The organism is Enterobacter sp. Li2LvB3 (assembly GCF_056156645.1).
The window spans coordinates 141,555-160,104 of the sequence record NZ_JBSICG010000001.1; the positions used below are offsets into that span (position 1 = coordinate 141,555).

Annotated in this window: 20 protein-coding genes and 3 pseudogenes; 3 read left to right on the top strand and 20 right to left on the bottom strand. The window is 52.4% G+C overall.

Annotated features, from left to right (window positions below; translation table 11 throughout):
• Positions 1-53: 53 nt before the first annotated feature.
• The gene (gene dgcQ / locus ACS603_RS00625) at positions 54-1,754 is read left to right on the top strand and encodes a cellulose biosynthesis regulator diguanylate cyclase DgcQ (protein ID WP_474943585.1); all 1,701 of its coding nucleotides are present in this window, start codon (positions 54-56) and stop codon (positions 1,752-1,754) included.
• Here the strand turns inward: dgcQ and ACS603_RS00630 are convergent.
• Entirely contained in the window at positions 1,739-2,548 is an 810-nt protein-coding gene (locus ACS603_RS00630; protein WP_474943586.1) for a mannosyl-3-phosphoglycerate phosphatase-related protein, read from the bottom strand. The genes dgcQ and ACS603_RS00630 overlap by 16 nt on opposite strands.
• Positions 2,549-2,849: 301 nt before the next feature.
• Entirely contained in the window at positions 2,850-3,062 is a 213-nt protein-coding gene (yodD, locus tag ACS603_RS00635; protein WP_014070864.1) for a YodD family peroxide/acid resistance protein, read from the bottom strand.
• A gap of 127 nt (positions 3,063-3,189) precedes the next feature.
• Here yodD and dsrB point away from each other — a divergent pair, with 127 nt between their 5' ends.
• Positions 3,190-3,378 carry a protein DsrB gene (gene dsrB / locus ACS603_RS00640; protein WP_182061586.1) on the top strand — a complete coding sequence of 63 codons (189 nt, stop codon included), beginning with the start codon at positions 3,190-3,192 and terminating at the stop codon, positions 3,376-3,378.
• 94 nt (positions 3,379-3,472) lie between these two features.
• On the opposite strand, the gene rcsA is transcribed toward dsrB, so the two are convergent.
• The 14 genes and pseudogenes from rcsA to fliF all read right to left on the bottom strand — a co-directional run bounded on the left by rcsA (position 3,473) and on the right by fliF (position 15,015).
• Positions 3,473-4,096: a transcriptional regulator RcsA gene (gene rcsA, locus ACS603_RS00645; RefSeq protein WP_182061585.1), complete on the bottom strand. Its 624-nt coding sequence runs from the start codon at positions 4,094-4,096 to the stop codon at positions 3,473-3,475.
• Positions 4,097-4,384: 288 nt separating this feature from the next.
• Positions 4,385-5,177, bottom strand: a pseudogene (gene fliR / locus ACS603_RS00650) (flagellar biosynthetic protein FliR); the annotation flags it as partial.
• 7 nt (positions 5,178-5,184) lie between these two features.
• Complete coding sequence (gene fliQ / locus ACS603_RS00655; RefSeq protein ID WP_182061583.1) at positions 5,185-5,454, bottom strand: flagellar biosynthesis protein FliQ; 270 nt, start codon at positions 5,452-5,454, stop codon at positions 5,185-5,187.
• Between the two features lie 10 nt (positions 5,455-5,464).
• Positions 5,465-6,202: a flagellar type III secretion system pore protein FliP gene (gene fliP, locus ACS603_RS00660; protein ID WP_014070859.1), complete on the bottom strand. Its 738-nt coding sequence runs from the start codon at positions 6,200-6,202 to the stop codon at positions 5,465-5,467.
• Positions 6,202-6,576 carry a flagellar biosynthetic protein FliO gene (gene fliO / locus ACS603_RS00665; RefSeq protein WP_182061582.1) on the bottom strand — a complete coding sequence of 125 codons (375 nt, stop codon included), beginning with the start codon at positions 6,574-6,576 and terminating at the stop codon, positions 6,202-6,204. The genes fliP and fliO overlap by 1 nt, the downstream gene beginning before the upstream one ends.
• A 2-nt stretch (positions 6,577-6,578) precedes the next feature.
• Positions 6,579-6,992, bottom strand: coding sequence for a flagellar motor switch protein FliN (fliN, locus tag ACS603_RS00670; protein ID WP_028019594.1), 414 nt, complete (start codon positions 6,990-6,992; stop codon positions 6,579-6,581).
• The gene (fliM, locus tag ACS603_RS00675) at positions 6,989-7,993 is read right to left on the bottom strand and encodes a flagellar motor switch protein FliM (RefSeq protein WP_182061581.1); all 1,005 of its coding nucleotides are present in this window, start codon (positions 7,991-7,993) and stop codon (positions 6,989-6,991) included. The genes fliN and fliM overlap by 4 nt, the downstream gene beginning before the upstream one ends.
• Before the next feature lie 4 nt (positions 7,994-7,997).
• Complete coding sequence (fliL, locus tag ACS603_RS00680; RefSeq protein ID WP_014070855.1) at positions 7,998-8,468, bottom strand: flagellar basal body-associated protein FliL; 471 nt, start codon at positions 8,466-8,468, stop codon at positions 7,998-8,000.
• Between the two features lie 106 nt (positions 8,469-8,574).
• Complete coding sequence (gene fliK / locus ACS603_RS00685; protein WP_474943587.1) at positions 8,575-9,813, bottom strand: flagellar hook length control protein FliK; 1,239 nt, start codon at positions 9,811-9,813, stop codon at positions 8,575-8,577.
• On the bottom strand, positions 9,810-10,253 hold the full coding sequence (fliJ, locus tag ACS603_RS00690) for a flagellar export protein FliJ (protein WP_182061579.1): 444 nt from the start codon (positions 10,251-10,253) through the stop codon (positions 9,810-9,812). Before fliJ ends, fliK begins: the two co-directional genes overlap by 4 nt.
• 21 nt (positions 10,254-10,274) lie before the next feature.
• Positions 10,275-11,645 (bottom strand): flagellar protein export ATPase FliI, encoded by a 1,371-nt coding sequence (fliI, locus tag ACS603_RS00695; protein ID WP_182061578.1) that lies wholly within the window; start codon positions 11,643-11,645, stop codon positions 10,275-10,277.
• The gene (gene fliH / locus ACS603_RS00700; protein ID WP_182061577.1) at positions 11,645-12,352 is read right to left on the bottom strand and encodes a flagellar assembly protein FliH; all 708 of its coding nucleotides are present in this window, start codon (positions 12,350-12,352) and stop codon (positions 11,645-11,647) included. Before fliH ends, fliI begins: the two co-directional genes overlap by 1 nt.
• Positions 12,345-13,343, bottom strand: coding sequence for a flagellar motor switch protein FliG (gene fliG, locus ACS603_RS00705; RefSeq protein WP_182061576.1), 999 nt, complete (start codon positions 13,341-13,343; stop codon positions 12,345-12,347). Before fliG ends, fliH begins: the two co-directional genes overlap by 8 nt.
• Positions 13,336-15,015, bottom strand: coding sequence for a flagellar basal-body MS-ring/collar protein FliF (gene fliF / locus ACS603_RS00710; protein WP_474943588.1), 1,680 nt, complete (start codon positions 15,013-15,015; stop codon positions 13,336-13,338). The genes fliG and fliF overlap by 8 nt, the downstream gene beginning before the upstream one ends.
• 228 nt (positions 15,016-15,243) lie before the next feature.
• Between fliF and fliE the strand changes: the two genes are divergently transcribed.
• A complete protein-coding gene (gene fliE / locus ACS603_RS00715) occupies positions 15,244-15,558 on the top strand; it encodes a flagellar hook-basal body complex protein FliE (protein WP_182061574.1) in 315 nt (104 codons plus the stop codon).
• Positions 15,559-15,587: 29 nt separating this feature from the next.
• Here the strand turns inward: fliE and ACS603_RS00720 are convergent.
• The 4 genes and pseudogenes from ACS603_RS00720 to ACS603_RS00735 form a co-directional block, all read right to left on the bottom strand.
• Positions 15,588-16,133 (bottom strand): annotated as a pseudogene (locus tag ACS603_RS00720) (integrase); the annotation flags it as partial.
• Between the two features lie 177 nt (positions 16,134-16,310).
• Entirely contained in the window at positions 16,311-16,961 is a 651-nt protein-coding gene (locus ACS603_RS00725; protein ID WP_474943589.1) for an acyltransferase family protein, read from the bottom strand.
• Between the two features lie 17 nt (positions 16,962-16,978).
• Entirely contained in the window at positions 16,979-17,380 is a 402-nt protein-coding gene (locus ACS603_RS00730; RefSeq protein WP_474943590.1) for an acyltransferase family protein, read from the bottom strand.
• A gap of 189 nt (positions 17,381-17,569) precedes the next feature.
• Positions 17,570-18,547: pseudogene (locus tag ACS603_RS00735) on the bottom strand (IS3 family transposase); the annotation flags it as partial.
• Between the last annotated feature and the right edge of the window lie 3 nt (positions 18,548-18,550).

Below are 18,550 nucleotides of genomic sequence, written 5' to 3' on the forward strand. Positions count from 1 at the left end.
TTTCTGCGCCAGGGTTGGGGCGGAGACTGTAGAGTGGCAATCAGGGAGTGTGTGTGCAGCGCGATACCTATGTGGTGAAACAAACTTTTCTGCAATGGCTGCGCAAACGCAGCAATCCCCGCTTGATCGTTAATCTCTGTTTTCTGGTGGTGTTAGTCTTTTCCACCCTCCTGACCTGGCGTGAAGTGGTGGTGCTTGAGGGGGCGTATGTCTCCAGCCAACACAATCACCTGGAAACGGTCGCGACGGCGCTGGACAGACAATTGCAGTTCAGCGTGGATAAACTGCTTTTTTTCCGCCACGGTATGCGTGATGCGCTCCAGCTCCCACTGGCTTTCGGCGTATTACATGAAGCCGTTCAGCGTTTCGAAGACCTGCGTAACATCCCTTCCTGGCAGCTCGCGGTTGATAAAGACCGCACGCTACCGATAAATGGCGTGTCGGATGCGTTTGTAGAGAAAACCACGCTCCTGAATCGCGATGACGATCTGTTGAATAACGAACTCTCTGCAGCGCTTGAAGTAGGGTATTTGCTGCGTCTTGGCTCCTCGTCGACGCGTCAGGAAGAGCGGGTTGTGTACGTTTCTCGTGCCGGATTTTATCTCTCAACGGACACCGTCTCCCACACGGAAGATATCGTTCCTCGCTACTATCAACTGGTGACGCAGCCGTGGTTTGTACAGCAATCTGAGCGCGCGAATCGCGCGCGCGCGGTGCGTTGGTTTATCTCCCCGCCGTCCTCCTGGACCGGTGGGGAGCAGGCAATTACCGCCAGCGTGCCCATCTATTTCGACCATTACTGGTACGGCGTTGTGGCGATGGATTTTTCCTTCTCTACCATGAAGCGTCTCCTGAAAGATGCGACGTCCGATCAAACGGAAGGGGAGTACCAGCTTTACGATACCCGGCTCAATCTGATTGCCACTTCAGCGCCCACCGCGGGCAACATTAACCATTTTGACGAACGCGAGCTGGCGCAGATAGCCTATGATATCGAAAGCGATACTGAGGGCGGGATCCGCCTGGGTAGTCGCTTTGTGAGCTGGGAACGGCTGGATCACTTTGATGGCGTTGTTCTGCGCGTTCATACGCTGCATGACGGTGTACGGGGTGATTTTGGCAGTATCAGCATTGTTCTTGCGTTGTTGTGGGCGCTCTTTACCGCCATGCTGTTGATCTCCTGGCTGGTGATCCGTCGGATGGTCAGTAACATGTATGCGCTTCAGCACACCTTGCAATGGCAGGCGTGGCATGACCCGTTGACTCGTCTGAATAATCGCGGTGCACTCTTCGAACGCGCAAAAATACTGGCGAAGAGCTGTTCTCAGCAGTCGCTGCCATTCTCGGTTATCCAGATCGATCTCGATCACTTCAAAAACATTAATGACCGCTTCGGCCATCAGGCCGGGGACCGGGTGTTATCACATTCGGCGGGGCTGATTGCCAGCGCGCTTCGTACCAACGATGTCGCCGGACGCGTGGGTGGAGAGGAGTTCTGTGTGGTACTGCCGGGTATTGCCCTGGAAGAGGCGGCAGAGATAGCAGAGCGCATTCGGTCACGCATCAACAGCAAAGAGATCCTGGTGAAAAAAAGCACCACTGTGCGCGTCAGCGCATCACTTGGCGTGAGCTGTGCGCAGGAAAAGGGCAACTACGACTTCGAGCAACTTCAGTCTATAGCGGATGCCCGGTTGTATCTGGCAAAACAATGTGGGCGTAATCAGGTAGTGTGGGACGATCAGGATAAGAAGTGATCCAGCCCCTCGTGCCAGCCAGCAGGGCCGGGGAGTCTGGTGTGATACACCCGCGCGGGATTATCATCTTTAAGCTGTACACCCTGGCGGTTGATCCCTTTGACTATCACGGCGAAATCAACGCTGTCCAGAAGCGGGGCATCATTGGGACCATCACCCAGGCCCAGCGTGGTGGGTGTTATCCCTTCAAGCACGCGGTATTGTTCAATTAACCAGATTACCGCCCGATCTTTCCCTTCACGCGCATCCAGTATGTGCCAGAAGCGGGCACCCTGAACAAACTTCAGCCCCCGACGGGCGAGATCATCTTCAAAGCGTACCATTTGTTCATCGCTGTCGCGCCAGATAAGCGTAACGGAAGCCTCATGCCGGCGCGCCAGCGTTGCACGGGCGCGGTTAAGGCCGGTCCACTCGCCGATGACGCGCTCGTCGACATCGTCAAAGGTGGTGAATTTGTAGCCCTCTTGCTGGCGGAGTTGTTCGATGAAGTGGCGAATGTTGCTATGCGAAATGCCTTTTATCAGCCGGGGAGCCGCAGGGTGCGCTTCCCAGCGAACATCCAGTTGTATCACCGCGCCGTTTTCAGCAATGAACGGTAATCCTTCAAGACCCAGATCCTGCTGGATAGCAATAACCTCCGCTGCCGTTTTACTGCTACAGAGAATGACCGGGATCTGATAGTCCTGGAGCCTGTCCAGCCAGGGCATCGCGGGTTGCCAGTCGTAGGTATGGATATCCAGCAGCGTACCGTCGAGGTCAGTAAAGACCAGCAGGGTGTCCTGTAGTGAAGGCATAACAACTCCTGATAAAGGATTAGCTATTTTTTAAGAATATTCCTAAAAAAGAGCCATGTGTCGAATGGTTTTGTTATGGAACCGATACCGTTAAACCCGCTGGCGGCGCATGTTGGTACACATAACTCAAACGAACATTGTTACTAAGGAATATTTATATAGAGAATATTTGCTTGTCATACAAAATTGTTGGGGATAGTGTGGATGGCACATCAGATTTCCTGGTGTAACGAATTTTCAAGTGCTTCTTGCATAAGCAAGTTTCATCCCGGCCATCCCCATGACCGGGATTTTTTTCGCGTTAACGGTTTATTTCCGTCACGCTAAAGTCGTGAATATCAAGCTCAAAGGCTTCGGCGAGCTCGCGATAGGTATGGTAATCCCGCCCGTTTACCATGACTCGCGTAGGGTCGTCTTCCCTCCGGCGAACTTCACTCTCACTGATTTCATTAATGGCGGCGAGCAGGGCATCGACATTCACATCGATATCGCTCTTCTCATTTCCGGTCTTCATTACTTACACCTCCTTCAACCCGTCCACTCTTAAGTATAGACCGCACACAAAAACGCCATTCGCGCCAGGCGCCGATGTGAGTTTTTGAGATTTGTTCTACACTGGCTCAAAACCACAGGAGGAATGTATGAAGGTCAACGATCGGGTAACTGTCAAAACGGACGGTGGGCCGCGCCGCCCAGGCGTCGTGCTGGCAATAGAAGAGTTCAATGAAGGCATCATGTACCTGGTGTCGCTGGAAGACTACCCGCTCGGTATCTGGTTCTTTAACGAACTGGGGCATCCGGATGGGATTTTTGTGGAAACGGTGGAATAATCGCGCGTCGGGCAGCACTCTGCGTGCCCGGCAAATGCAAAAATCTCTGGCCAGGCCAGAGATCAAAGGTAGAGTACGAAAGATAAAAAGCGGGTTAGCGCATGTTAACGAAAATCCCGTTCGTCACATTATCGGTCAGGCGGACGACGTGGTAGATCACTTGCTTATTATGCGTTTTAATTTTCCTTTTAATATTTCCTTTATGTGACGATACCGTTTTGGCTTTGATATTCATTTGGTCAGAAATCTGAATTGTCCCTTGCCCTGCCATCCACATTTTTAACATACTTGATTCAGTTCTGCTTAATGATAGGGTCGGTAAGTTAACCGCTCCTACATTCTTAACTTCTTTATTCAAATAATCGCCCAGAATGTCATCCAGCGACTCTGGTTTAATCGACTTAGAACTGATCAATAAATTGTTACGGACTAACAAATATTCATCGAAATGGATATTTGCGATCGCCATAAAAACAATAAACAGAGTTTTAGGATGCTGATTAATGATTTGCTTTATTTGCTGACTGTTGGCTGGGTCGTGAATGAAACAGTCCTCATTAATAAACACCACGCCTGGCTTGAGTTCGTCACAAGCGGCTGCAAGTTCGTCAACGGTGTGTGCATCGTTGATGTCCCTCTTTCTTACCCCTCTGCTTGCCAGGTACCCGGTTAACCCTAGCCGGGTGTAACTGCATAAATCCATAATGATCGTTGACATGGCATACCCTCACTCAATGCGTAACGATAATTCACCATCTGCCTGAGAGCTCATAAACAGCCATACGGGATGGAAAAACATAATAAACCTGTGAGCATGACAAAGACTTTCAGGCGGACTCACTATCCCGTAAAGTTACGTATAATTTGCCAGGAATCATCTTAAAGTAAAGTAAATATTAAGTATTGTGAGTTGCTTAGAAACAATTAAACCGCGTCAGATATATCCTGGAAGATGTTTTACGAGTTTTATTTTAGGAATATCCTCAGAAAGACAATGTAAACATTGCGGGTTATTATTTACGTGGTAGTTCACTGACAATATCTGCTAACAGGTTGAATATCTCGCTGAATAAATGTTCACAGAACGGAGCGATAAGTGGCATGAGTAATGACATTAATAAAAGGCCGACCATAAGCGTCACCGGGAAGCCAATGACAAATACCGATAACTGTGGTGCCATTCTGTTCAGTAAACCTAATGACAGGTTAACGGTGAGCAGCAACGTAATGATCGGCAGCGCCAGCATCAGCCCGTTCAGGAAAATAAGCCCGGCGGCACGCGTCAGCGCCAGGAACGCATTACTGTTGACCGGCGACTCGCCAATCGGCAGCGTGTGGAAGGTATCCACCAGCATCGAGATCAACCACAGATGTCCGTTGAACGACAGGAACAACAGCATTGCCAGCAGGTCGATGATACGGGCCAGTACCGGCATGTTCAGGTGACTACCCGGGTCAACAAAGGTCGCGAAGGATAAGCCCATTTGCAGGCCGATCAGCTCGCCCGCGGTACGAATCGCCGCAAAGGCAAGTTGCATGGTAAAGCCAACGGCAACGCCAATCATCACCTGCTGCATGGCAACCCACAGCGCATTTGCTGACACAATCGGGATATTCACTGGCGGCAGCGAAGGGGCAACAATGATGGTAATGATGATGCCCAGCCCTACTTTGACCCGTTTGGGGACAGACTTTTCGCTAAGAATGGGGGCAGTTGAGATAAGCGCCATGATGCGAAGCATTGGCCAGAAGTAGACTCCCAGCCACTGAACCCACTGATCGCTTGTGATGTGCAGCATCGTTATCTCAGCCGATAATGTACGGCAGATTGGTAAACAAGTTACGCATGTAGTCCAGCAGCAAATTCAGCATCCACGGCCCGGCAATGATCATCGCCACGAAGACCGCGATAATTTTCGGAATGAACGACAGCGTCATTTCGTTAATCTGGGTGGCGGCCTGCAAAATACTGATGATAAGACCCGTCACCAGTGAAACAAGCAGCAGTGGAGCGGCAACGGCAATCGCGACTTTCATCGCCTCCGTGCCCATCATCATGACCGATTCTGGCGTCATTGCGCGTACCTTAACTGTAGAAACTCTGTGCCAGCGAACTGACCAGCAATTGCCAGCCATCAACCAGCACAAAAAGCATGATCTTAAAGGGCAGGGCAATGGTTGCCGGCGGCACCATCATCATACCGAGCGCCATCAACACGCTCGCGATCACCAGGTCGATGATCAGGAACGGAATAAAGATGGTAAAACCAATCTGGAAAGCGGTTTTTAGTTCGCTGGTAACATAAGCGGGCAGCAGAATGCGCATCGGCACGGCTTCTGGCCCCTGCAATTCGCCGGTGTTCGCCAGGCGTGCAAATAAGGCCAGATCCGCTTCACGGGTCTGACGCAGCATAAATTCACGCAGCGGTTGCGCGCCTTTCTCAAGCGCATCCTGCATTGAAATCTTGTCTTCGCTGAAGGGCTGATAGGCGTCGGTATAAATCTTGTCGATAACCGGCGACATAATGAAAAAGGTTAAAAACAGGGCTAAGCCCAACAGCACCTGGTTAGGTGGTGCGGATGGCGTACCCAGCGCATTTCGCAGCAGACCAAAGACGATAATGATGCGGGTAAAGCTGGTCATCATCAGCAGGATTGCCGGGATAAAAGTCAGCGAGGTAATGAACACCAGTGTCTGAACGGGAAGCGACCAGCTTTGACCGCCGCCAGCGAGCGGAGTGGAGACCAGACCAGGTAGTTGCGCGTAAACGGAAGGCGCAAACAGGGCGATGCCCGCAAGCGTAAGGGATAACAAACGGCGCATCAGGATCTCCCGGAACGCTTAAGCAAACTCTTCATGACGGACTGAAAATCCGCTGGGGGTTCTGCATTCGCTTCAGCCGTATCCGGCGCAGGCGGCAGTTTATGTAATACATTGATGTTTGTTGCGGTAACGCCCAGCACCAGCCGCGCGTCTTCAACATCGACAATGACCACGCGTTCGCGTGGCCCAAGCGTGGTGCTGGCGCTGACCTTAATGCCTCGCCCGGCGGCGGTTTTACCCGCCAGACCAAAGCGTTTAGCAATCCAGGCGACGATAAGAATAAAGGCAATAACACCAAACAGCGCGCCGCTCACCTGGAGCAGGGGCGAACCGGGTACGGCTGAAGGCTGCGATACTGTTGCCTCGGTTTTCATTCTTAACGGCTCAGACGACGCATACGTTCAGACGGGGTGATGATGTCGGTGATACGCACGCCGTATTTATCGGCCACCACCACAACTTCACCCTGGGCAATCAGATAACCGTTGATCAGAATATCCAGCGGTTCACCGGCCAGGCCATCCAGCGCCACCACGGAACCCTGCGTCAGGCGCAGAAGTTCTTTAATGGTCATGCGGGTACGGCCCAGTTCAACGGTCAACTTGACCGGGATATCCATAATCAGGTCGATATCCTGCAATGTGCCGCTGACATCGCCGCCGCCTAACTGCTGGAAGACCGCATCCGCCGCGCTTTTACTCGGGGTGGATTGTTGCTCGTTTAACGCGTCAGCCCACAGATCGTCCAGTGCTCCGCTGTTTTCATCGGACGGATTGTTCATGTCACTCATTTGGGCTGTTCCTCATTCAGCGAATTCAATATCGGGTTGATCAAGTGCTCAACGCGTAATGCATACTGGCCGTTTACCGTGCCGTACTGGCTTGTCAGCACAGGCACGCCATCGACATGGGCAATAATGCGGTCGGGTTTTTCTATCGGCAGAACATCGCCGGGTTGTAATTTCAGGATCTGGGATAACCGCAGCGGGATATCGGCAAAACTCGCGATCAGCTCAAGCTGAGAGTGTTGAACCTGGCGCACCAGGTTTTCACGCCAGTTCTGATCTTCGTGGCGTGAGTTCTCCAGCGGAGGGTTCACCAGCAGCTCGCGCAGTGGTTCAATCATGCTGAACGGCAGGCAGATGTTGAACTCACCGGTCAGGTTGCCGATCTCGACATGGAACGGGGTGTTAACGACGATATCGTTCGGCGATGTGGTGATATTGGTAAATTTCACCTGCATCTCGGAACGGACGTACTCCACATCCAGCGGGTTAATCGCTTTCCACGCGTCGCTATAGGACTCCAGCGCTAGCTTCAGCATCCGGTTGATAACGCGCTGCTCGGTGTGGGTAAACTCGCGTCCCTCAACTTTCGTCGGGAAACGGCCATCGCCACCAAACAGGTTATCAACCGCAATGAAGACCAGGCTTGGCGAGAACACAACCAGCCCGGTGCCGCGCAGCGGTTTCAGATGAATAAGGTTAAGGTTGGTTGGCACCGGCAGGTTGCGGGCAAACTCATGATACGGCTGAATGCGGATCGCACCGACGGTGATATCCGGGCTACGACGCAGCAGGTTAAACAGCCCCATACGGAACTGACGCGCAAAACGTTCGTTGATGATCTCCAGCGCCTGAAGACGCTCGCGCACCACGCGACGCTGGGTATTCGGGTCATAGGGACGAATATTGTCATCGCCACTCAGACCCGGTTGCGGATCATCACTCTTATCGCTGTCGCCGTTAAGCAACGCATCGATTTCTGCCTGAGAAAGAATACTGTCGCCCATGTCGTTACCGCAGAATGAAGGCTGTATACAGAACGTCAGTGACTTCCTGCTTAGGTTGACCATTTACCAGCGGCGTGGCCAGCGTTTGTTTAATGGCATCTACCAGCTTCTGCTTACCGTCATCGGTGGCGAGCGTGGAAGCATCCTGACGAGAGAACAGCAGCAGAAGACGGCTACGCACTTCAGGAAGGTAATCGTTCAGACGAGAACGGGTGGCTTCGTCTTTCAGGCGCAGCGTGATGCCAACATAAAGCACACGATCCGCATCACCCAGGTTAACGGTGAAGGTATCCAGTGGGAAGAATACCGGGGCCGGTGGTGGTGGTGGTTCGGCTTTGGCCGTAGCAGAGGAAGGTTCCTGCTGCATACGCCAGTAACTATAGCCCGCGGTAGCGCAGGCGGCGAGCGTGATCAACACCAGCAGCGGGATCCAGATGGAACGCTTACTTTTTTTGGTTATAGCGGAGTCAGTCATCTGATACGAGCTTCCTGTTTCGGTACAGCTTAATAAGGTGATTATCCCGTGTCCGCCTTATCTCAAAGCGTGGAAAAGACGGGGATAATCACGCTACCTCTGGCGTTTAGGCAAAGATGTCTACAGCGCTGTTTCCACGCGCGGCGGATTGCAGTGCAGCAGGGGCTGTCAGTAACTCGTCGCTCTCTTCATTAAAGCCGCCTTGCTGGCCGGAACGCGAGGCCTGCTGTTGCTGCTGTGATGAAGACTGCTGCTGGCCTGAGAAGCTCTCGCTGCTGACGCTGCTTTGTGAAAGCTGAATACCGTTCTCAGCAAGCGAAGTACGCAGAACCGGCAGCGCTGCTTCCAGTGCCGCACGTACGTGGCTGTGCGCAGACACCATCTGCAACTGCGCCTGGTTATCATCAATCTTAATCGAAATTTGTACCTGGCCCAGATCTTCCGGGTGCAGGCGCAGCTCAGCCGTTTGTTGCCCTTGTCTGGTGAACAGGGTGATGTGCTGGCTCAGCGTCTGCTGCCATTCGCTGGTGCCAAGCGGCTGGCTCAGTACCGGCGCGGTAGCGACCGTAGCGGCTGGCTGTGAGGTGGCCTGGCTGCTGACGATCGGCGCAAGCGTTGCCGTTGGGCTGGTTGAAGAGGACTGGCTTGCCAGGTCCTGCTTTTCAGCGGTAACGGCTACGGCGGGCGTCAGTGGGGCGTTAGCGGCTGAAGCATCAGCGGTTTGTTGCTGAGGTGCGTACTGAAGCGGAGTTTGCGCTTTTTCATGAGCCGCCGGGGCCGTCGTCAGGGCCGGTTGTTGCCCGGTGCTGGCTTGCGCCAGTGAAGTGCCTGCCAGCACATTCTCCGCCAGGCCCTCAGTGCTGACGGCCTGGGTAGTTACCGCGGTTGCGGTCTGCTGGTGTGGCAGCATCGCCATCAACGCGCTTAATCCGGCCAGCTCTTCTTCGTTCAGGTCGGTTTTGGTGTCATCTTTGGCGGCCGTTGATGTCAGGCTTTTCAGGGCATCGCTGTGGGTTGCAGGCATTAGCCCGGATACCAGGCTTTGAAGCGCGGTGGATTGCGCGGTTTCATCCCCGGTGAGCGTGTCCTGGCGTGACAACAGATCGGCAATTTTTGCCTGAAGGGTGGTATCGCCGTCTTTATCCTGTGCGACTTTTGCCAGCTTGCTGCCGGCCGCTTTCAGGTCGGCAAGGGTCAGCGGCGCATCTTTACCCTGACCGGTCGCATCCGTCAGGGCGCCAGCCAACAGGGAGAGAAAATCTTGCGCACCGTCGGTGCCTTTTCCCGTCTGCGTGCCGGCTGACAGGTCACTGTCGGTCATCAGCAGTTGTTGCAGTGTGATCATTCAGGTTTCCTCATTGATGCGCGCTGTGCAAACTCATCCATTTTTTTCTGATCCAGTCGGTTCTCGGCGAGGGTTGTTGCAGCCACCTGCCGGTCCTGCAAGGTTTGCCATGCCTGGAGCCGCTGTTTTTTCTCACGCCAAAAATTCAGCGCCGTATCGACTTTTTGGGTCCACTGGTTAAGTTGATGGCGATGCTGTTCAATCGCCTTTTCGAGCGTCTGGATAAACTGCTGATAGTTAATCCAGCGCTGGCTACCAATGCCCTGCGTCATGTCGGTATTGAGGTTGGTGCGATATTCATGCTGATAGTCGATCAACATCTTCAACTGTTCTTCAGCCTGCTGGCACCCGCGTCGCATTGCGCCAAGCTGCAATGCGGCATCATCAACTTCTTTTTCTGCCAGATCTTTTAGCGTTGATAACGCGCTATTTTGCGCCATGACCTTCGCCCTCCACCTGTATTACACCTGCGGGAAAATCAGCTCCAGAGCCTGAATCGAATCGTCCCAGTCGGCGCGTTCAAAAATACCTTGTTGCAGGAATGCCTCCAGATGCGGCCACAGAGCAATCGCTTTGTCGAGCATCGGGTCGCTGCCTTTGGCATACGCCCCTACGCTCACCAGATCACGGTTACGCTGGAAGCTGGAAAGCAGTTGTTTGAAGTTACGCACGCGGGCGTAATGCTTCTCTGTAATCAGTGCCGTCATCGCACGGCTAATCGATGCTTCAATATCGATAGCCGGATAGTGCCCGGCTTCGGCCAGACGACGCGATAACACTATGTGGCCGTCAAGGATTGCACGCGCGGAGTCGGCAATTGGGTCTTGCTGGTCATCGCCTTCGGTCAGAACCGTGTAAAACGCGGTAATCGAACCGCCACCGGTGATGCCGTTACCGGCACGTTCAACCAGTGCTGGCAGCTTGGCAAACACTGAAGGTGGATAGCCTTTGGTGGCTGGTGGTTCGCCGATAGCCAGCGCAATTTCACGCTGCGCCATCGCATAACGGGTCAGGGAGTCCATGATCAGCAGCACGTGCTGCCCGCGGTCACGGAAATCCTCGGCAATACGGGTGGCATAGGCTGCACCCTGCATACGCAGCAGGGGCGAAACATCCGCCGGGGCGGCGATCACCACCGAGCGTGCGCGGCCTTCTGCACCCAAAATATTTTCAATAAAGTCTTTTACTTCACGACCACGTTCACCGATAAGCCCCACGACGATGACATCGGCCTGGGTGTAGCGCGCCATCATGCCGAGCAGTACCGATTTACCCACGCCGGAACCGGCGAACAGGCCCATACGTTGCCCGCGCCCAACGGTGAGCAAGGCGTTAATCGGGCGCACACCGGTATCAAGTACATGCTCGATAGGGGTACGTTGCAACGGGTTAAATGGCTGAGTAATCAGCGCCCCGGTTTCGGTGGTGTCAGGAGAGGGGAGGCCGTCGAGCGGCTTGCCGCTCCCGTCCAGCACACGGCCTAACAGCGCCGGGCCAAGCGGCAATTGTTTACCACTTTGCAGGCCATCGCCTGAGTTGTTTTTTGCATAGACGCGCGCGCCGGGCAGAATGCCTTCGACCTCTTCAAGCGGCATCAGGAACAGACGCTGGCCGTTAAAACCAACGACTTCACTTTCCACTTCGCGTGTTTCGTTCCTGTCCTGACGTTCGATAACGCAAGTGGCGCCCAGCGGAAGCTGCAAGCCCGTGGCTTCCAGCACCAGGCCTGTCGCGCGGGTCAGACGTCCATAACGACGAACAGATGGCAGTTGCGCCATCTTCGTTTCAAAGTTATCAAGGGTGGTAAGCCAGCGAGTGAGCCGTGCGGTCATCAGATGACTCCCGGTGCCGCCAGGCGGCACAGTTCCTGCCAGCGGGTGGCGACGCTGGCATCCAGATCGCCCTCATCCGCAGAGACTTTGCAGCCGCCGTGGTGTAAGGACGGATCGCCGCGCAGACGCCAGCCGTGCAGGCTGAGCGTGGCACCGAGGCTCTCTTCCACACGCTGTAAATCGTCAGGATGAACGCGCAGCTGCGGTTTGCCGCTGAACAACGGCTCCTGCTGAAGCAGACCCTGAATTTGTTTGATCAGCGCCGAGTTATCTACCGTTGGCGTCTGGCCAATCACCTGACGTGCGGCTTCAAGCGCCATCTGCATCAGGCGTGAGGCAATCACGCTGTCGAGCGCATCGAGGGTGTGCTGGAATTCGCTGACCAGTTGCTGCATCCGGGCATGAAGCGGCGCCTGTTGCTGGCGCGCCTGTTCAATACCTTGCTCTAACCCTTTCGCCAGACCTTCCTGGTAACCCTGCTCCTGACCTTTCTGCCGTCCTTCATTTAAACCCGCGTTATAACCCTGTTCGTGCGCCTGCATTTGCATCTGCGCCAGCATCTGCGCGCGTTGCTCTTCTTCGCTGAGCGCAGGGGGTTCTGTGCCAGTATCGCCCTCGTCGGGCGATATCATAGCCGGGGTAAACTCGGAAAGAGGAGGGGCCAGATCGTCGGGCGTCCAGCGCTTCCACGGCAGCTCATTAGACATACGTGTCTTCTCCGCTGCCAATCACCATCTCGCCGGTTTCTGCCAGACGACGAACAATAAGCAGGATGGCTTTCTGTTCGTTTTCCACCTGAGACAGACGCACCGGGCCACGGTTGGCAAGGTCGTCGCGCAGGATATCGGCCGCACGCTGAGACATGTTGCGCAGGAACTTCTCGCGCAGTGGCTGTTCGGCGCCTTTGAGGGCGATAAGCAGCGATTCGGAGTCCACTTCCTGAAGCAGGCGCTGGATGCTGCGATCGTCCACTTCGACCAGGTTTTCGAACAGGAACATCTCGTCGATAATTTTCTGTGCCAGCTCGCCGTCGAATTCGCGAACCGCCGTAATAACCGCTTCTTCCTGCTGCGTTTTCATCAGGTTGATGATCTCTGCCGCCGTTCTCACGCCGCCCATTTTGCTGCGCTTGAGGTTCTGGCCATCGAGCAGGCTGTTCAGGACTTCAGTCAGTTCTGCCAGTGCTGCCGGCTGGACACCACCAAAGGTGGCGATACGCAGCATAACGTCGTGACGCAGGCGCTCTTCGAACAGCGCCAGAATATCGGCCGCCTGGCCACGTTTGAGGTGAACCAGGATGGTAGCGATAATCTGTGGGTGCTCGTCGCGAATAAGGTCGGCGGCACTCTGCGGCTCCATAAAGTTGAGCGTCTCGATACCGCTGGCGGTATCGCGGGTTTCCAGAATATCTTCCAGCAGGCTGGCGGCGCGTTCTTCGCCAAGCGCCTTGACCAGCACAGAGCGCAGGTATTCGTTGGCGTTGACATTGAGCGCGGCAAACTGCTCGGCTTCCTGCTCAAACTCAGCTAACACTTCGGTCAGCTGTTTATTGGAGATCTGACGAACGTTCGCCATTGCCGCACTGAGAATTTGCACTTCCCGCTGGGAGAGGTGTTTGAACACCTCTGCCGCGCGGTCTTCGCCAATGGTCATCAGCAGGATGACGCTTTTATCGGTACCTGTAAGCGTATTACTCATGTTCGTTACCCATCCAGCCGCGGATGACCAGCGCGACGACGCGCGGATCGTTATCTGACATTTCGCGAATACGTTGACTCATTACCTCAGCACCCATGCGCTGATTAGCACGGCGCTGCTGCATTTGTTCGTCTTTGCTCAGGCGAACTTCAACGGCTTCTTCTACTTCCTGACGCGTACTCATGAGTTCCTGAGCGGCTTTGGCTTCTTCCGCGCGGCGCGTTAGCTGCGGACGAATCGCTTTACGCCACAGCAGCCACGCGACAATCAGAACCAGCAGCCAGCGACCGGCAGACATCAGCTGATCGATAAACGCCTGCTGTTGCCAGAACGGCAGTTCGCCACCTGTTTCATCAACCGAGTTAAACGGTGAGTTCACCACGTTGAGGGTATCGCCACGCTTCTCGGAGTAACCCATGGCTTCACGGGTCAGGTCTTCGATCTGCTTCATTTGTTCTGCGGTCAGCGGCAGCGGTTTGCCGTCTGGCAGCGTTTTGTAGTTCACAACCACGGCAACTGAAAGACGTTGAACATCGCCCACGTTCAGCTTGGTGTGGCGAATGGTACGGTCGACTTCGTAGTTGGTTGTTTCATTACGGCTGCTGGTACGCGGGCCAGAAGACGTGCTTGAAGAGGTCGTTTGCTGATTAGTTTGCTGACCGTTCTGCTGGTTTGCTGGCGGAGTAGAAATTGGTGCAGCGTTAGCCGGGGCAGGCTGGTTAGACAGCGCGCCTGGTACGCCACCCGGGTAAGGACCACCGACTTGTTCGTTTTCATTAACCTGGCGAGAACGCATCACGGCCTGAGCAGGATCGCCATTCGGGCTGTACTGTTCTTCTGTTTGTTCTTTATTCGCGAAGTCAATCTGAGCGGTAACCTGCGCATGGACGTTGGAATTCCCCACGACCGGGCCAAGAATGGCTTCGATACGACGTTGCAGCCGGCCTTCGACATCGGCGGCATATTTCAGCTGTGCATCATTTAAATCGCGACCTGCGCTGTTGTTCTGCGTCAGCAAGTGGCCACTCTGATCAACCAGGGTAACGTTACCTGGCGGTAAACCGGCAACAGCGCTGGATACCAGATGTGTCACCGCGCTGATTTGCCCCTCATCCAGCGCGCGGCCAGGTTCGAGGTTAACAGTCACAGAAGCAGACGGGGATTTTTGTTCACGAACAAAGAGAGAAGGTTTTGGCATGGCGAGGTGCACACGGGCGCTTTTCACCGGGCCTAATGTTTCAATGGTGCGGGCCAGTTCACCTTCCAGCGCACGCTGGTAGTTAACCTGCTCGCTGAACTGGCTGATACCGAATTTTTCCTGATCCAGCAGTTCAAAACCTACCGCGCCGCCTTTTGGCAGACCCTGCTGCGCGAGACGCAGGCGCAGTTCGTGCACTTTATCCGCCGGAACCTCAAGCGCACCGCCATTATCGGCGAAGCGATAAGGGATGTTCATCTGGGTAAGTTGGGTGACGATGGCACCGCCATCCTGGTCAGAAAGATTACTGTAGAGCGTGCGGTAGTCAGGGCTTTTCGCCCACAAGACCATCGCAACAATAATCGCAATTGCGGCAGCGCCTGCCACGATCAACGGGATTTTAGGATTCGCGCGAAGGCGGTTCATCCACTCTAGTGATTTAGTCTGCGGCGCTGTCGATGCTGTCGCACTCATTGCGCACCTCTTAAATCCTGGTGGGTTACGTTATTCGTGTAGAGAAACAAAACTGACTCCCGGGTCGGCAAACACGACAAAAGTTCCATACTGATGGCCCTGCCATTATTTGATGATTCGGGATTTTCTATGCGTCAAATAACCTGGTTTTTTCACGCTATTTACCGCCTTTATCTTATTGACAAGCTGTTAGTCTTGTCCGCGTAAAAAACCATCCAGGGGAGAGTCATGGCTATACAGGGCATTGAAGGGGTGATCAGTCAGTTGCAGGCAACGGCGATGACGGCCCGTAATCAGAACGTGGCAGAAGAACAGCCGACCATCAGCTTTGCGGGACAACTGCACGCCGCTCTTGACCGTATCAGCGATACCCAGACCGCTGCGCGTACGCAGGCGGAGAAGTTCAGTCTTGGTGAACCAGGCGTGGCGCTTAACGATGTGATGACCGATTTGCAAAAAGCGTCTGTGTCGTTGCAGATGGGGATCCAGGTAAGGAATAAGATGGTTTCTGCGTACCAGGAAGTGATGGGGATGCAGGTTTAGGTTATCTAACCTAATGATATTTATATTTATTAACCATCCGATCCTACTGCGTGGGGCATGGATGGGGCAAACTCACTCAATTTCTGGTTGAGGATGAGTACCTGGTCCTGATTGTTTTCTGACATCCTGGAGCCGTACACCCGGTAAACCATTTGCGCATCTGTGTGGCCCATTTGCTTCGCGATGAAGTTAGGGTTGGCACCTGCTGCTAATGACCAACATGTATACGTGTGTCTGGACTGGTATGTTCTGCGATAGCGAATCTCGGCGCGTCGCATTGCCGCCTCCCTTGACTGGTTAATCGACCCTACAGCGTAATGATACCCGGTACGGCGATTACGTGAAGCTATCTGCGGGTTGAACATGAATGTGCGCGGATGCACATCGGTGCAGCCATACTCGCGCAGTTTAACCTCGACCTGATACTGTTTAGCCAGGCGTGTTAATTCAGCCTGGTTTTTCAGCACGTCTATAGCTGGCTGAATGAGGTTGATGATGCGATCCGTTCCAGTCTCTGTTTTCGGAAGGGGGAACTCATTCGTTAACGTGTGGTTTCGACGAATAATCTTCGCGCCGTGACCTGCTTCAGAACTTTCAACTCTACCAAAGTATTTCCCTATCTGTGGAGCTGTGTTGCAACAGAAAGACGAAGTAATCGACGGCGTAACTATAAACGAAGGGGTATGTGACGACAGTGGTTTTGAAACTCCTGTTGTGTGAAATAAGAAGGAGGCATTTAGCCTCCTTTCTCCTTAAGCTGTAGCAGGTTGAAATTTTTTAGATGTTCTAAGTACCTTTCTTGTCGGTTTTTCAATAAGATAATATGACGCGGTAGCAATTATGATTATCATCATTAATGATAAGAATGTTGAGGCATCGCTTCTATATTTTGCATCCCTAATTGCGAAGCTAACAAAGTCATTAATATAACCTTTATATAATGACAGTACAAGAATGTGACATATATACATAGAATAAGATATCACTCCAAGGAAGTGTATTGGCTTACATGAGATGGCTTTGCTAATAATTGAATCTTTCGCTCCGAGAGAAGGGATCAACAAAGCAAAAAGAACAATCGTTAAGACATCTAAGCCTGATGTTGAGAGGCTAGCAATAATGGCAAAGCTAATAATTATTGTTGTAATATTAGCCTGGACAACGCTAAATGATTTCTGCATGTAATGAAATAGCTTCCATGACGCAACACCAAGAGTGAAGCCAGCCATGCATCGCAGTACTGGGCCGACGTTGTCATGAGATGCAACATCCATTCTCCCGCTATATCCGTGCTGAAGCCAGTCTATTGATAACTCCTTGCTATATGCCAGAACCGCCAATATTAATACACTTGTAACAATAGCAAGTAATGTAAACAGTTCCCCTCTATTAAATATAGACATGCAAAGGAACGGGAAGGTTAAATAAGTAGCAAGCTCAACGCTGACAGACCGATATAAGGTGATGCTAGCCCCCAGTTCTGTATTAAAAGCAAGTTAGATATTAGCGGGATAGGTGAGAAGTTTACTTTTTCAGTAAGAAATATCATAAAATAAAACACCCAGAAAGCATAAACAGGCCAAATTCTTGAAAAGCGGTGATTCATAAAAACTAAATAATTGGTGGCACTAAGAGACTGGATGAACTGTTTTTTGTATGTGTAAGTCATTATGAAGCCACTCAATACAAAAAATAGGTCTACTGCAATGTAACCATTTTTTATGAACTGAATTTTAGTAGAATAGTGCATTATGTGATACAGGATAACGTAAACTGCCGCAATTCCACGAATTCCTGTTAATGATTTTATTTCACCATTCATTGAAAAAACATTCCTTATTGCTGTAATTTTTATTTGGTTTTTTTAAAAAAACAAACGCACTATTTTGAATCATAGTATAGCTCTTTCTAATTAAAAATTCACTCATCAAAGCGTAACAGTGTCAGTATCCCAGCTTTAGTTCCACGCCCTTTTTTGAGAGTTCCGGTTTTCAGCCATCAGCCAGCGCTATGTCATATCCCATGCTTCATTCAGTGTTCTGAATAGGTAAAAATCCAGGATTTCTGTACAGTATGTCCAGTTGGAACGTTCGATAAACGCATTTTGTGTAGGCTTATCAGGCTTGATAAATTCAAGCTGCACGCCATATTCTGCACCCAATTTTGCCAGCGCCAGTGAGACCGGTTCTGGCCCATTGTCCATCCGCATCTCCGCGGTTTACCACGATCCTGTCTAGCACTCTCACGACCCGCTACACCGGGATATTCAGGTCAATTTCGATCGCCAGTGCTTCGCGGTTAAACTAATCCATCACATTGAAGGTCCCGAAGCGTCTGCCCCAGACCAGCGCGTCGCGCATAAAATCGATGGACCATCTATGGTTTAACGCTTGCGGCATCGCAGTGGTGCTGGATTACGCATTGGTAGCCGCTGTTTTCTCTTACGACGAAAATTCAGTTTCAGCAGGCAGTAAATCTGGTGAATGCGTTTATGGTTCCAAGTATTGCGCTGCCTGAGAAGCAGGTGGAACAGCTTCTTAAAACCATAGCGCGGATAGCGTTCTGCCAGTTCAGTCAGTGCATGGATCACCGGTTCATCACGCCGGGTATCGGGCTGATAAAAATACACCGTCCTGCTCAGCGAAAACGTCCTGCAGATCTGGCCTAAACTTATAACAAATTGCGCCGTCAGATAGCTGATGAGTTCACGCTTTATCGCTGGTTTATAGCTTTTTTCAATGACATCATTAAGTGTCTGGCACTCAAGGCTTTGATCAGCAAACCTCTGTCTGAGGCGTCGGCTTTCATCCTCCAGATCTTTCATCTTTTTGATTTCAGAGGCTTCCATACCGCCATATTTTGCTTTCCAGTTAAAGTATGAGGCTTAAGAGATACCGGTTTCACGGCAGACATCCTTGACGGTACGTCCGGTTTCGACGGACTTTAGAACGGCAATAATCTGGTGCTCGGTGAATCGGGTTTTACGCATTGC